At 66.3% G+C, this 13,687-nt stretch carries 11 protein-coding genes; 8 read left to right on the top strand and 3 right to left on the bottom strand.

The annotated features are described in order from the left end of the window. Window positions 1-961, top strand: a 961-nt coding sequence (locus K1X74_22765) for a cytochrome P450 (protein ID MBX7169175.1), incomplete at its 5' end; no start/stop codon positions are given. Here K1X74_22765 and K1X74_22760 read toward each other — a convergent pair. From K1X74_22760 to K1X74_22750, 3 genes are read right to left on the bottom strand one after another with little or no spacing between them, the layout of a single operon-like run. Then, window positions 958-2,400: a DUF1501 domain-containing protein gene (locus K1X74_22760; GenBank protein ID MBX7169174.1), complete on the bottom strand. Its 1,443-nt coding sequence runs from the start codon at window positions 2,398-2,400 to the stop codon at window positions 958-960. The genes K1X74_22765 and K1X74_22760 overlap by 4 nt on opposite strands. 60 nt (window positions 2,401-2,460) lie before the next feature. Then, complete coding sequence (locus tag K1X74_22755; GenBank protein MBX7169173.1) at window positions 2,461-3,582, bottom strand: hypothetical protein; 1,122 nt, start codon at window positions 3,580-3,582, stop codon at window positions 2,461-2,463. Next, entirely contained in the window at window positions 3,579-5,138 is a 1,560-nt protein-coding gene (locus K1X74_22750) for a cobalamin-dependent protein (GenBank protein ID MBX7169172.1), read from the bottom strand. Before K1X74_22750 ends, K1X74_22755 begins: the two co-directional genes overlap by 4 nt. Window positions 5,139-5,633: 495 nt before the next feature. On the opposite strand from K1X74_22750, the gene ccoN reads away from it, so the two are divergent. The 7 genes from ccoN to K1X74_22715 all read left to right on the top strand — a co-directional run. Continuing rightward, a complete protein-coding gene (gene ccoN / locus K1X74_22745; GenBank protein MBX7169171.1) occupies window positions 5,634-8,012 on the top strand; it encodes a cytochrome-c oxidase, cbb3-type subunit I in 2,379 nt (792 codons plus the stop codon). Then, window positions 8,005-8,184, top strand: a complete 180-nt coding sequence (locus tag K1X74_22740; protein MBX7169170.1) for a hypothetical protein — start codon at window positions 8,005-8,007, stop codon at window positions 8,182-8,184. The genes ccoN and K1X74_22740 overlap by 8 nt, the downstream gene beginning before the upstream one ends. After that, window positions 8,177-8,857, top strand: coding sequence for a c-type cytochrome (locus K1X74_22735; GenBank protein ID MBX7169169.1), 681 nt, complete (start codon window positions 8,177-8,179; stop codon window positions 8,855-8,857). The genes K1X74_22740 and K1X74_22735 overlap by 8 nt, the downstream gene beginning before the upstream one ends. A 16-nt stretch (window positions 8,858-8,873) precedes the next feature. After that, a complete protein-coding gene (ccoG, locus tag K1X74_22730) occupies window positions 8,874-10,274 on the top strand; it encodes a cytochrome c oxidase accessory protein CcoG (GenBank protein ID MBX7169168.1) in 1,401 nt (466 codons plus the stop codon). Continuing rightward, a complete protein-coding gene (locus K1X74_22725) occupies window positions 10,238-10,840 on the top strand; it encodes a FixH family protein (protein MBX7169167.1) in 603 nt (200 codons plus the stop codon). The genes ccoG and K1X74_22725 overlap by 37 nt, the downstream gene beginning before the upstream one ends. A gap of 7 nt (window positions 10,841-10,847) precedes the next feature. Further along, entirely contained in the window at window positions 10,848-11,618 is a 771-nt protein-coding gene (locus tag K1X74_22720) for a sulfite exporter TauE/SafE family protein (protein MBX7169166.1), read from the top strand. Between the two features lie 106 nt (window positions 11,619-11,724). Beyond that, the coding region (locus K1X74_22715; GenBank protein MBX7169165.1) for a heavy metal translocating P-type ATPase at window positions 11,725-13,687 on the top strand (1,963 nt) is incomplete at its 3' end.

Below are 13,687 nucleotides of genomic sequence, written 5' to 3'. Positions count from 1 at the left end.
GATGATCTCGATGGACCCGCCGCGCCACGACCGGGTCAAGGCGCTGTTCCAAAAGGCGTTTACACCCAAGCGGATTGCCGAGCAAGAACCGCTGATCCGCGACGCCACGCGCGCGGCGCTGGGCCGGATCGCCGCGCGCGGCCACGGCGGCCTGGTGCGCGACGTCGGCGCGCCAGTCACTGCCCGCGTGATCGGCGCACTGTTGGGCACGCCGCCCGAGCTGGACCCCAAGTTGGTCGAATGGGCTAACGTCGGCCTGGGCTACGACGATGCCGACTTGCGACAGGAGTGGACGCAGGTTCAGGACGCGCTGGCTGAAGCCGCGCCGATCTTGCACGCGCTGATCTCCGAGCGCCGTTCACAGGCCACCGGCGACCTGCTGAGTGCCTTGGCCTTGGCCGAAATCGCCGGCGATCGGCTCGACGACATGGAATTGCTGATGATGTTCGGCCTGCTCTTCTCGGCCGGCACCGACAGCACCAAGAGCGTGTTCACCAGCGGTATGCACGCCCTGATCGAGCACTCCGACCAATTGGCTTTGCTGCGTCGCGAACCCGAGCGCATCCCGTCGGCGATCGAGGAGATGCTGCGTTGCTTTCCGGCGTTCGCCCACTTTCGCCGGACGGCGCTGCGCGATGTCGAGCTGCACGGCCGGACGATCCGCGCCGGCGACAAGGTCGTGCTCTGGTTCGTCTCGGGCAACCGCGACGAGGCGGTCTACGACGACCCCGAGCGGTTCGATATCACCCGGGCGAAGGTCGACCATCAGGCTTTCGGCGCCGGCGGGCGACATTTCTGCCTGGGGGCGCCGTTGGCCCGGCTCGAGCTCAAGGTGCTGTTCGAAGAGACGCTGGCCTGGCTCGACGAGCTCGAGCTCGACACAGCGCCGCAGCGGACGCGCGGCGTGTTTCTCAATCAGTTCAAATCGCTGCCGGTGCGTTTTCGCGCGCGATTAGATTAAACGTCGGCCGCGCTGTAGAGCGCGTCCATCGGCGCACCGTGATTGAGCACGAGTGTCCGGCCTTGCAGGTCGTGGATTTCTCGTCGCGGGTCGATGCCCAACGCGCGGTAGACCGTGGCCCCGACGTCGGCATGTGTAAACGCGCGCGTCAGCGGATAGGCCGCCACCGCGTCCGAACGGCCGATCACCTGTCCGCCGTGCACGCCAGCGCCGGCGAACATCGCCCAAAAACAGTTCATCCAATGGTCCCGGCCCGGGCTGGTGAAGTGGCTGGGATCGCTGGGGCGCGGCAGCACCAGCTTGGGCGTGCGGCCGAACTCCCCCATCACGACGACCAGTGTTTCGTCGAGCAGCCCCAAGGCGTGCATGTCGTCGAGCAGCGCCGAGACGGCCCGATCGAACGGCGGCAACAAGCCGCGCAGACCGACGAAATTGTTGTAGTGCGTGTCCCACAACGCCTGATAGCTGACGTTGGCCTGGACGAGCGGAATGCCGGCCTGGATCAGGCGCCGGGCCAACAGCAGCGACTGCCCGAACAGGTGTCGCCCGTAGCGGTCGCGCATCTCGGCCGGTTCGGCGGCGATGTCGAGCGCCGCGCCCAATCGACCCGAACTCAGCACGCCGAACGCCTCGCGCTGCTGGGCCGAATAGGGCGCCACCTCGAGACCCGCTTCAAGTGCCGCTTGCCCACGGTCGAGCGCCGCCAGCAGCTCGCGCTTTTCGGCGAGGCGCGCCAGGCTCATGCCTTGCGGCATGCTCAGGCTGCCGTCGACCCGGTACTGGTCGCTGTTGGGGTTCTGATCGATTCGAAACGGGTCGTACTTCGCGCCCAACAGGCCCGCGTTTTGGCCGGGATAGGTGCCCGTGCCGGGATCGACGACCAGGCCGGGCAGGACGATGCAGTTGGGCAGGCCGGCGCTGCGCGGCCGGACATATTCGACGACCGAACCCCAGCAGGGCCAGTCGCGGCGCGTCGCCGGCAAGCCCGCGCCAGCCGGAAGCTCGTCGATGCCGCCCAGCAGGCCGTGCACCGCGAAGCGGTGATCGCCGAAATTCGGATTGCACGCCATCGTCCGCACCAAGGCGAAACGCGACGTCCGCGCGGACAGCTCGGGCAGATGTTCACAAAACCGTACGCCCGGCAGCGCCGTGCCGATCGTGCCGAAGTGCGACCCGCGATACTCGATCGGGGCGTCGGGCTTGGGGTCGAACGTGTCGAGCTGGCTGGGCCCGCCAAAGAGGAACACGAACAGCACGCTTTTGGCGCGATGCTTGGTCGAGGCGGCTTCAGCCGTGGCGGCGCAGACCGGCGACGCCGGGGCCAGCGCGGGCAGTCCCAGCCCCAAGAGACTCGAGCAACCGATCTCGAGCAACTCGCGCCGCGATACGCCGCGCGGATGCGGCGGCGACGAGCAGGCCATGGCCCGGGGCAGCAGCATGAATCAAGTGTCCCAACCGCGCCGAGGCGGCCACGCGCCGCCCGACGATCACGGTCGGGCTCAGTATACCGCCGCCAGCGTGCGGCTGTCGTCCGAACCGGCGTTGACCAGCCCGCGCGCGGCGGGCGAGGTCTCGTAGCGCCCGTATTTCTCCACCGTCTGCACCAGGGCGGCGATCTGGTCGAGCGACACGTCGAAGGGAATTTCTGGCCCCTGGTTGCCGAGGATGAAGCCATAGCCCGGCATACCGGCCCGCAGGGCGCGCTTGGCGACCAGCTCGATCCGCGCCGGCGACCAGCGGCGCATCTTCATGTTGTTGACGTTGCCCACGAGGCCCAGGCGGCCGCCGAGCTTTCGTTTGCAGGTGGCCACGTCGTCTTCTTCGCCGATCAGCAAGGCCACCGCGCCCAGATCGGCGCACGCATCGACAAACGGCTCGATCCTTCCGACCGGTTCGTAGGCCACCATCCCGCCGATTTGCCGAATCGTGTCGCGCACCAGGGGCCGGGCAAAGTCTTCGAACATGGCTCGCGGCAGCATCGTGGCCGAGGCCATGCCGTCGGCCAGCACGACGACGTGCGCCCCGGCCTGGAGTTGCAGTCGGGCCCATTCGACGACGAACTGCTGACAGACTTCGAGCAGCGGCTGGAGATAGCGTTTGCGCAGCTCGGCCGTGAACAGCAGCCGCATCCACTTCGAAGTCCCCATCAACATGCTGGGCAGGCTGAAGGGCGCGATGCAGGCGCCGAGCACGACTTTCTCGCCGCCGATCATGCCGCGCAAGGCGCCGATCACGTCGCGCGTCTTGGCCAATTGTGCCGAGGCCTCGGGACGCGGCGCGCGCAGGCCGGAGAGCTCCGTGAACTCGCGGATCAACATGCCGCCGGTGGCCGGTGTGCTGTTGCGATAGTGGTGCACCAGCGTGAGCCCCCAGCCGGTCACGTCTTCGATCACGTGCGGAAAGCCCGCGACCGCGTCGGGGACGCCATCGAGCATGCGGTTCAGCTCGACCTGCGCCCGGGCAATCTTTTCGGCGGGCATCGCGAAGTATTCTTCGACCGTGCAGCCGTAGACCAGCGCGCCCTGCATCAGCGGTACCGGAAAGACGGGCACGCGGTCGGGCGGCGCGAAGCCGCCGCGGCCAAAGTGCAACGCGCCCAACACGCGCGCGATCGAGTTCATCGTGCTGCTCCTGACGGCCGGGCCGCGGCGCGGGTTGCGGCGCCGAACGGCGTGTGCTGGTAGATTTCCTCGACGATGCTGACCATGTCGCTGGCCGCGGTGGCCACGTAATCGGCGCCCACCTCGAAGCCGAAGTCGCGGTCGACGACAAAGCAGGCCCCGCCGGCGACGATCTTCACATGCCGCAGCGCGGCCCGGTCGAGCGACTCGCGCAGCTTGCGGATTTCCTTGGCCGATTCGACCAGCAGCGACGAGACGCCGACCACCCGGGCCCCCGACTCGCGGACGGCGCGGACGAAGGCCGGCACTTCGACCCCCAGGCCTACGTCGATCACCTCGATGCCGGCGGCCCGCAGGAACAGGCCGACCATTTCGCGGCCCAGGCTGTGGTAATCGCCGCGGGCATTGCCGAGCACGACCTTCATGTCGCCACGCACCTGGCGGGACAGTCGCTGGTCCAGCAGAGCCAGCCCGCGCTCGACGACCAGGAAATTGAGGTAATAGTCGCCGACCGATACGTGGCGATGCTTCTGGCGAATATTCGCGGCCTGGACGGCGCTGCCGATCGCGGCCAGACACTGCTGGGGCGTCGTGCCGGCGTCGAGCTGCGCGGCAAGCAGCGTCTCGATCGACAAGTCGCGGCCCGTGGTCAGACTCGTAGCCAATTGCTCGATGAAGCCGTCGAGGTCCGGTACGCCCGCCGGCCGCTGTGTCTCGGGCACGCAGCCCCGCAAGGCCCCGTAGATGCTGGCGATGTTCCGGCACAGGTTGCCCACGGTGACCTGCAGCATCCGATTCTGTCCGCGGGCTTGTCGGGCCCTTTCCAGCGGATCGAGAAACTGGTCGAGCTTCGCGACCGTGGCCGGAAGCTGCTCCCCCTTGGCGGCCAGGGCCACGTTCGACGCGACCATCCGCGCCAGGGCCTCGGTCTGTTCGTGGTTGTTCTCCATCTCGACCCGCAGTTGCTCGGCGACACGTTCCATGTTGCCGGCGATCACGGCGACGACGCGGCGGATCGATTCACTCTCGGTCTTGATGCGCGACGCCAGCTTGCTCACTTCGTCGGCCACCACGGCAAACCCCAGGCCGTGTTCGGCGGCGCGGGCCGCCTCGATCCGGGCATTGAGCGACAAGAGCGAAGTCTGGCGCGCGAAATTGTCGACCGCGGCCGCGACCTCGCGAATGTTCTGGCAGTCTTTCGCCAGGGCCTGGGCCGTTGCGTGCATTTCGTGCAGGCTCTCGGTCGACGCGTCGAGGAACTGCTTGGTCCGGGTCGTGGCGTGTTGCGTCTCGCCGCAGACGGTGGCGATCTCGTCGGCCAGGTTGATCAGGTCGCGGTTGACGCCGGCAAAATTGTCGTCGAGACCGCCGTCTTCGATCGGCCGCAGGTTGGCCTCGACGGCCTGGCTCGTGGCCTCAATGTCGTGCAAGAAGTTCTGTTGGCAGTACAGTGCCAACGCCGCACGGCGGACAACGTCGCCGTCGGCAGAGACCGGCTCGATGCGCGCCGGGGTGGCAACAAGCGAAGACAGTTCGAGCGTGGTAACGGACGGCATGGCGGGGCGGCCCTTTTCGCGTGGATCAGGACGCTGGCAACAGGCGGTATTCGTCCAACTGTAGGTCGTCGTAGCCCGCTCGCGAGCGCCGCGCTCGAGGGTGCCCGGCCTCTCTACCCGGGAGACCGGGCAAGTCCGCTGGTTCAAAAGTGGGGTGAGCGGATATGCTCTGGTTCGAGCCGCACGACATGCGAGCGATTGAGCGCGCGTTTCGCGGTTCAAGCGCGTCAGGGCGGTCCGCTTTTGTGACACATTGTCGCACGAATCCCGATGGCCCTAGTCGATTCGACGTCGGATTGGCTGAATATGCGGTTGTCGACCGGTTGCTCATCGGATCGCGCAAACCGTCGCAGTGCGAATGCAGAGCAGCCGATAGGCTTGGTACAACGGTTGCTCAAGGCGTGAACGTCGCTCGGGAATCGTTTGTCGCGCCGGTTGAGCCATGCCGTTTGTAGCGTTGCTATCGAACCTACCATTGCCAGGGAAAGCAGACGGATGAGTGTCGCTGCAGAATCACATAACTCTCCCACAGTCGCAGGCACGGCCAAGGGCGGCCGGCTCGAAGAGTTCAGCTACGACGACGCGATCGTGCGCATGTTCGCTACCGCGACGCTCGTCTGGGGCATCGTGGGCACGCTGGCCGGGCTGATTGTCGCGATGCTGCTCGTGTGGCCAAACCTGAGTTTTGGCCTGGAATACATCACCTTTGCCCGCTTGCGTCCGCTGCATACGAATGCGGCAATCTTCGCCTTCGCCGGCAACGCGCTGTTTTGTGCGATCTACTACTCGACGCAGCGGTTGTGCAAAGCGCGGATGTTCAGCGACAAGCTCAGTCGCCTGCATTTCTGGGGCTGGCAGTTGATCATCGTGCTGGCCGCCGTGACGTTGCCCTTGGGAATCACGCAAGGCAAGGAATACGCCGAGCTCGAATGGCCCATCGACTTGTTGATCGCCGTCGTGTGGCTGGGCTTTTTTGGCGTGAACTTTTTCGGCACCCTGGCCAAGCGCCGCGAGCGCCACATGTACGTGGCGCTGTGGTTCTACGTGGCCACGATCGTCACCGTCACGGTGCTGCATGTCTTCAACAGCCTGGTCGTGCCCGCCGGCCTGTTCAAGAGCTACTCGGTCTATGCCGGCGTGCAAGACGCCTTCATGCAATGGTGGTACGGGCACAACGCCGTGGCGTTCTTCCTCACCACGCCCTTCTTGGGCTTGATGTACTATTTCCTGCCCAAGGCCGCCGAGCGTCCGGTGTTTTCGTACAAGCTGAGCATCGTGCACTTCTGGTCACTGGTGTTCCTGTACATCTGGGCCGGCCCGCACCACTTGCACTACACGGCGCTGCCCGAATGGGCCTCGACCCTGGGCATGCTGTTCTCGGTCATGCTGTGGATGCCGTCCTGGGGCGGCATGATCAACGGGTTGTTCACGCTGCGCGGCGCCTGGGCCAAGGTGACGGCCGACCCGGTGCTCAAGTTCTACGTGGTCGGCATTACGTTCTACGGCATGTCGACGTTCGAAGGCCCGATGCTCAGCGTCAAGAGCGTCAATGCTCTGTCGCACTACACCGACTGGACGGTCGCCCACGTGCACGGCGGTGCCTTGGGTTGGAACGGGTTCATGACCTTCGGCATGATCTACTGGCTGCTGCCGCGTATCTTCCAGACGCCGCTTTACAGCAAGAGGCTGGCCGAGTGGCACTTCTGGATCGGTACCGTCGCGATCCTGCTTTACATCGTGCCGATCTACGTGGCCGGCTTGACCCAAGGGCTCATGTGGCGCGCGATCGACGAGCAGGGCCGCTTGATCTATCCCGACTTCGTCGAGACAGTCCAAAAGTTGCTCCCGCTGTGGCAGCTGCGCGTGGTCGGCGGCGCGCTGTATGTCGCCGGCCTCGTCATGATGGCCGTCAACTATGCCCTGACCTGGGCCACGCGACCCAAGACCTATGATGTGCCGGTCTATGCCGCGGCGCCGCTCTCGGCGACCTATGTCGAGCCGAAGCCGGCCCGAGCCGCGCTCGAGGCCGTCTCGGACGTCGGTCAAAAGCTGCACCACTTGGGTGAGCTCAACTGGCATCGAGCCTGGGAAGGGCTGCCCGTGCGGTTCACCGTCTGGGTGATCCTGGCCGTGATCGCCGCGTCGCTGTTCGAGATCATTCCCACGTTCCTGATTCGGGCCAATGTCCCGTCGATCGCCACGGTCAAGCCGTACACGCCGCTCGAGGTTTACGGCCGCGACTTGTACGTGGCCCACGGCTGCTACAACTGCCACTCGCAGATGATTCGTCCGATCCTGGCCGAGACGAAGCGCTACGGCGAATACTCCAAGCCGGGCGAGTTCGTTTACGACCATCCGTTCCAATGGGGCTCACGCCGCATCGGTCCGGACATGGCCCGCGAAGGCGGCAAACAATCGTCGTTGTGGCACTACCTGCACTTCGAGAACCCCGGCAAGGTCACGCCAGGCTCGGTGATGCCCGCGTACCCGGTGTTCGCCGCCAGCGACATCAACTTCAAGACGATCCCGGAGCGCGTCCAGGCGCTGTCGTATCTCGGTGTGCCGTACACCGAAGAGCTCAAGCAGGCCGAAGAGTTGGCCCGCGCTCAGGCCCAAAAGGTGGCTGGCGACATCGTGGCCCAAGGCGGGCCGGAAGGGCTCGGAGAGAAGCAGGTCGTGGCGATCATCGCCTACTTGCAGCGATTGGGCACCGATTTGTACGCCACCCCGGCGGCTCCGGCTGCGACGCCTACGTCGCCGGCGCCGGCCCCGGAGCAACCGGCCGTGACCCAGGAGCAGCCCGCTGGCGCGACACCGCAAGCCCGAGCCGACGAGACTGCAAACCCCGCAACGGAGGACCGGTCCGGTGGTTGAAGAAGTCGTGAGCTATTTGAATTACTCGTTTTTCGCCGAAGCAGCCTTGGTGCTGTTCGCGATGGCCTTTGCCTTGATTTGCATTCGCACCGCGCTGCAATCGCGCGATGCGACGGAACAACAGGCCCGTATCCCGCTCGAGGAGGGCCAGCGGAGAGTTCACCATGGCTGAATCACAAGACGTCGTCCGCGATCACGGCTACGACGGCATCCAGGAATACGACAACCCCTTGCCCGGCTGGTGGAACTTCTTGTTCTACGGCTCGATCATCTTCTCGGCGCTGTACATGCTGTACTACCACACCGGTGCGCCGAACCGGTCGCGCGACGACGCCTACAACAAGGCCGTGGCCGATAATCTGCGGCTGCAGTTTGCCGAGATCGGCGAATTGCAGCCCGACGAGGCGACGCTGCTCAAGTACATGGCCGAGCCGCGCTGGTTGACCGTCGGTGAGTTGGTGTTCAAGGGCAACTGCGTCTCGTGCCACGGGCCCGAGGGGCAAGGGCTCGTCGGGCCGAACCTGCACGACGACAGTTGGATCCACGTCAAGACGCTGACCGACATCCCCAAGGTGATCACCAACGGGGCCAAGGGCGGCGCCATGCCGGCCTGGAAGACTCGATTGCACCCCAACGAGGTCGTGTTGGTGGCCTGCTATGTGGCCAATATGCGTAGCGCACCGTTGACTTCCGGCAAACCGCCGGAAAAAGAAGCGAAGGTGATCCCAGCGTGGCCTGCGGTGCCGCCGCCATCGGCCGCGCCGGCCGCCGCTCCTGAAGCCCCAGCGACCAACGCCACCGGTGGAACGGAAGCCGCGAGCCAGCCCCCGAGCGGGGCCAGCTGAGCTAGTCTGAACCGCCATGAACTCCTCATTACTGGAACCGGAAGAGCACGTCCTGTCGACCTTGGAGCGTGACGGGACGAGGCGCTGGCTCAAGCCGCGCCTGTCGCAGGGCGCCTGGTGGCAACGGCGCAAGGCCGTGGCCTATTTCTTGGTGATCCTGTTCATCGCGTTGCCCTACATACGGATCAACGGGCTGCCGGCCATTCTGCTGGACATTCGCTCGCGGCACTTCACGTTCTTCGGCTTCACTTTTCTGCCGACCGACACGTTGCTGCTCGCGCTGTTCATGGTCTGCGTGTTCCTGTCGATCTTTCTGGCCACGGCGCTGCTGGGACGCGTCTGGTGCGGTTGGGCCTGCCCGCAGACCGTGTACCTGGAATACGTCTATCGTCCCATCGAGCGGCTGCTCGACGGCACCGTGGGGCGCGGCGGTCCGCCGACGCGCAACCCGGCCGCTTGGCGCCGGATCGTCAAGTGGCTGATCTATCTGGCCATCTCGATGGTCCTGGCGCACGCCTTCCTGGCCTATTTCGTGGGCATCGACCGGTTGGCACGCTGGGTCCGGCAGTCGCCCCTGGAACATCCGACGCCGTTCCTCGTGATGGTCATCACAACCGGCCTGATGATGTTCGACTTCGTCTTCTTCCGCGAGCAGTTATGCCTGATCGCTTGCCCCTATGGGCGGTTTCAATCGGTGCTCTTGGATCGCGAGTCGCTGATCGTGGCTTACGATCATCGGCGCGGCGAGCCGCGCGGCAAGGTGGCCAAAGCAGGCCCGCAGCTGAACGTCGTGCAGGGCGATTGCGTCGACTGCGGCGCCTGCGTCCGCACTTGCCCGACCGGCATCGATATTCGCGGCGGGCTGCAGATGGAGTGCGTGCATTGCACCCAGTGCATCGATGCCTGCGACGCCATCATGGACCGCCTCGAGCGGCCCCGCGGATTGATCCGCTATTCTTCGCAGGACGGCATCGAGGGCGTGAAGAAGCCGTTCTTCCGGCCGCGGCTGGCGATCTATATTCCGGTCCTGTTGATCGCGTTCGGCGCGTTCGCCACGATGCTGGTGCTGAAACAGTCGTACGACGTGACCATCTTGCGCGGGCTCGGCAATCCGTTTACCGTGGCCACCGACGGGCAGATCCAGAACCTGCTGCGGATCAAGCTCGTCAATCGTTCTACTCACGAACAGACGTTCCGTTTCAGCGTCGTCGGCCGCGACGACCTGAAGCTCAACTCCGACGGTCAGGATATCCGCCTCGACGTCGGTCACACGCTCACGCAACCCGTCCTCGTTACGATTCCTCCGACGGCGTTTAAGCTGGCCTGGATCGACGTGCAATTGGCCGTCGAAAATCAGGACGGTGAACGCAGGGTGCTCGAATGTCGCTTGTTGGGTCCTCGTCACACGGTTCGTTGACCGGCGCCACGCTGGCCGCCCACTCGGGCAATCTCGATGCGGAATCGAGTGAGCTCAAGGCTCGGTGGCTGTGGGGCGCCGTGATCGTCGGGCTGCTGCTGTTCCAGATCGCCGCCTGCCTGCTGATCATCTACCTGGCCACGAGCGATGCGAGCATGGCCGTCGTGCCGGAATACCACGAGAAGGCGCTGCACTGGGACGACGCCCAAGCCGCCCAACGCGCCAGCGATGCGCTGGGGTGGCAGGCCAGCTGGGCGTTCGACGACACGGTCGACGTGCTCGGCCGTCGCGAAATCCGGCTTAGCCTGCACGATGCGTCGGGTCGCCCCGTCGGCGGCGCGATGCCCACCGTCGAGGTGTTTCACCATGCCCATGCCGCCGCGGCCGAGCGGTTCACGCTGGTCGAGTTGGGGAGCGGCAGCGGGCTGTACAGTTTCGTAGCGCGGGTCAGCCGGCCCGGCATTTGGGAACTGCGCCTGAGGGCTGTGCGCGGCCAGGACACGTTTCTGTGGAATTCCCAGAACACGCTGAACGAACTTACTTCGCCCACGCCCCCTCAACCGTGAGCAGCGCATGACGGCCTTGTTCTGGGCAACGTTCGTGGCCAGTCTCTTGGGGAGCCCGCATTGCGCAGGCATGTGCGGTCCGCTGGCGTTGGTCGCCGCGGCCCACGGTTCGCGCCACGATCGCCGTCCGATGCTGGCCTGGGCCCTTTACCACGGTGCCCGGCTGATCGGTTATGCAACTCTGGGCGCGACCGCCGCGGCATTCGGGGCGGCGGTCGATTTGGGCGCCGACTGGCTGGGTTTGCAGCGCATCGCCGCGGTGCTGGCCGGCGCGATGATGATCGTGCTCGGCACGATTGCCCTGGCCCGGCTGTGGGGGCGCGGGATGCTGCATTTTTCCGCGCCGCGCTGGTTGCAAACGCGGCTCCAGGCCGCGCATCGTCGCTTGGGCACCTGGCCGCCCCAGGCCCGGGCCGCGGCGATCGGCGCCCTGACGGTGTTCCTGCCGTGTGGCTGGCTGTATGCGTTCGTCATCACGGCGGCCGGGACGGCCACCCCCTGGTTGGGCGCCGCGGTGATGTTCGTGTTCTGGCTGGGCACCGTGCCTCTGCTCTCGGCGCTGGCGTTCGGGGCGCGGCCGCTGGCGGCGCGGCTGGGGCGTGCCGCGCCCTTGCTCACGGCCGTCCTGCTGATCGCCGTGGGAGTGCAAACGGTTGCCGTGCGGGCGTGGGCCAATTATCAAGGCTTGTCGGCCCCCGCGGTCGCCACGACGCTCGACGGTGCCGTTCGGCACATCGAGCAACTTCCCGAACGGTCGATGCCCTGTTGTCATGAGTAACGCCACGAGCGTAGAGGCCCCGACAGGCCCGTCCGGGTCGGGTGCCGCCGCTGGGCAGGACGCCGCCGCGCGGCCGACCGCGGCATGCAGCCATTGTGGCCTTCCGGTGCCGGTCGCGCTCTACGAGCCCGAGCACAGCGAGCAGTTTTGTTGCGCGGGTTGCCGCACCGCGTACGCGATCATCCGCCAATACGACCTCGACGATTACTACGCCGTCCGTCGAGCGAGCACAGGTGCCGCTCAGGCTGCGACAGGGCAGGGCGGGGCGTACGACGAGATGGACGACCCCTACTTTGCCGAACAACACGTCACCTGCACCGCCCTGGGTGCCAACCAGGTGCAGTTGTATCTGCAAGGCGTGCATTGCGCGGCCTGCGTCTGGCTGGTCGAACGATTGCCGCGGGTCGTGCCGGGGGCAATCGAGGCGCGGCTGAACCTCGGCCGTTCGACGGTCGACCTCACGTGGGACCCGCAGCAGGTAACGCTCGCGCAAATTGCTCGCGCGCTGGATCGATTCGGTTATGCTCCGCACCCCGTCAACTCGGATCTCAACGCGTTGGCCTTTCGCCGCGAAGATCGCGCCTGGCTGGTCAAGCTGGCGATTGCCGGTGCCTGCGCCGGTAACGCGATGCTGATTGCCTTTGCGCTCTACGCGGGCATGTTCAGCACGATGGCCACCGGGCATGCCAACCTGTTTCGCTGGGCGAGCGCCCTCGTCGGGGGCGTGGCGCTGCTGGGCCCCGGCGCGGTGTTCTTTCGCGGGGCCTGGGCCGCGCTGCGTACGCGCACGCCGCACATGGACGTGCCGATCGCGCTGGGGTTAGCGGCCGGCGGCATCGCCGGCGTGATCAATACCGTGCTGGGGATCGGCGAGATTTACTTCGACTCGCTGGCCGTGCTCGTGTTTTTCCTGCTGTTGGGCCGCTGGATCCAGTTTCGCCAGCAACGTCACGCGGCGGACAGCGTGGCGCTGCTTCGCTGCCTGACCCCGCGCCTCGCACATCGCGTCGAAGAGGACCAGGTGCGCTCGATTCCGCTGGACGCGCTGCGGCCCGGCGACCTGGCCGAGGTCCGTGTCGGCGAATTGGTGCCGGCCGACGGCGTAGTGACTTCCGGACAATCGACGCTGGACCAGGCCATTCTGACCGGCGAAGCAACGCCCGTGACCGTGGGCCCCGGTGAAGCGATCGTGGCCGGCGCGACGAACCTGTCGGCACCGCTGCGGTTGCGCGTCGAAGCGGTCGGCTACGACACCCGCGTCGGCCGGCTGTTGCGTCTGGTCGAGCAAGCCACGGCGGAAAAAACGCCGCTGTTGCGGCTTGCCGATCGCATGAGCGGATACTTTGTCGCCGTCGTGCTCGTGCTGGCGGTGGGTACCTTGGCCTGGTGGTGGGTCCATCGTGACTGGTCGGTTGCGATCGAGAACGCGGTGGCGCTGTTGATCGTCTCGTGCCCTTGTGCCTTGGGGCTGGCCACGCCGCTGGCCCTGGCCGTGGCGTACGGGCGCGCGGCGCGGCGCGGCATCCTGATCAAGTCGGGCGACGTGCTCGAGCATCTGGCGCGTCCCGGACGCATCTGGCTCGACAAGACCGGGACCCTCACAGCCGGCAAGCTCCGCGTCTTGCGCTTCATTGGCGAGGGCGGTTGGCGGCCTCATGTCGCCCTGCTCGAACGCTCGGCGACGCACCCCTTGGCGCAGGCCCTGGCACGCGACCTGGCGGTCGACATGCGTGCCGCCGAGCTGGCGTCCCTCGAAGTCGAGCGGTTCGAGCAGATTCACGGCCAGGGGATCGTCGGTCGCGTCGCCGGGCACGAGCTGGTCGTCGGTTCGGCGGTGCTGCTGGCCGATCGGCAGATCGCGCTGGGCGACGAGCTGGCCGGCCACTTGCCCCGGCTTGCCGCCGAGGGGCTGACGCCGGTGCTGATCGCCGGCGACGGCGCGGGCGTTGCGCTCGCGGCGCTGGGCGACGAGTTGCGGGCCGATGCTTTGCCGTCGGTCGAAGCGCTGCGGGCCCTGGGGTGGGACGTTGGCATCCTCTCTGGCGATCACCCGCTGCTGGTCGAACGTG

It is taken from the genome of Pirellulales bacterium, assembly GCA_019694435.1.
Taxonomy (GTDB): Bacteria; Planctomycetota; Planctomycetia; order Pirellulales; family JAEUIK01; genus JAIBBZ01.
Note: the sequence above shows the minus strand (reverse complement) of the source record. Positions and strands in the feature narration are given on the sequence as shown.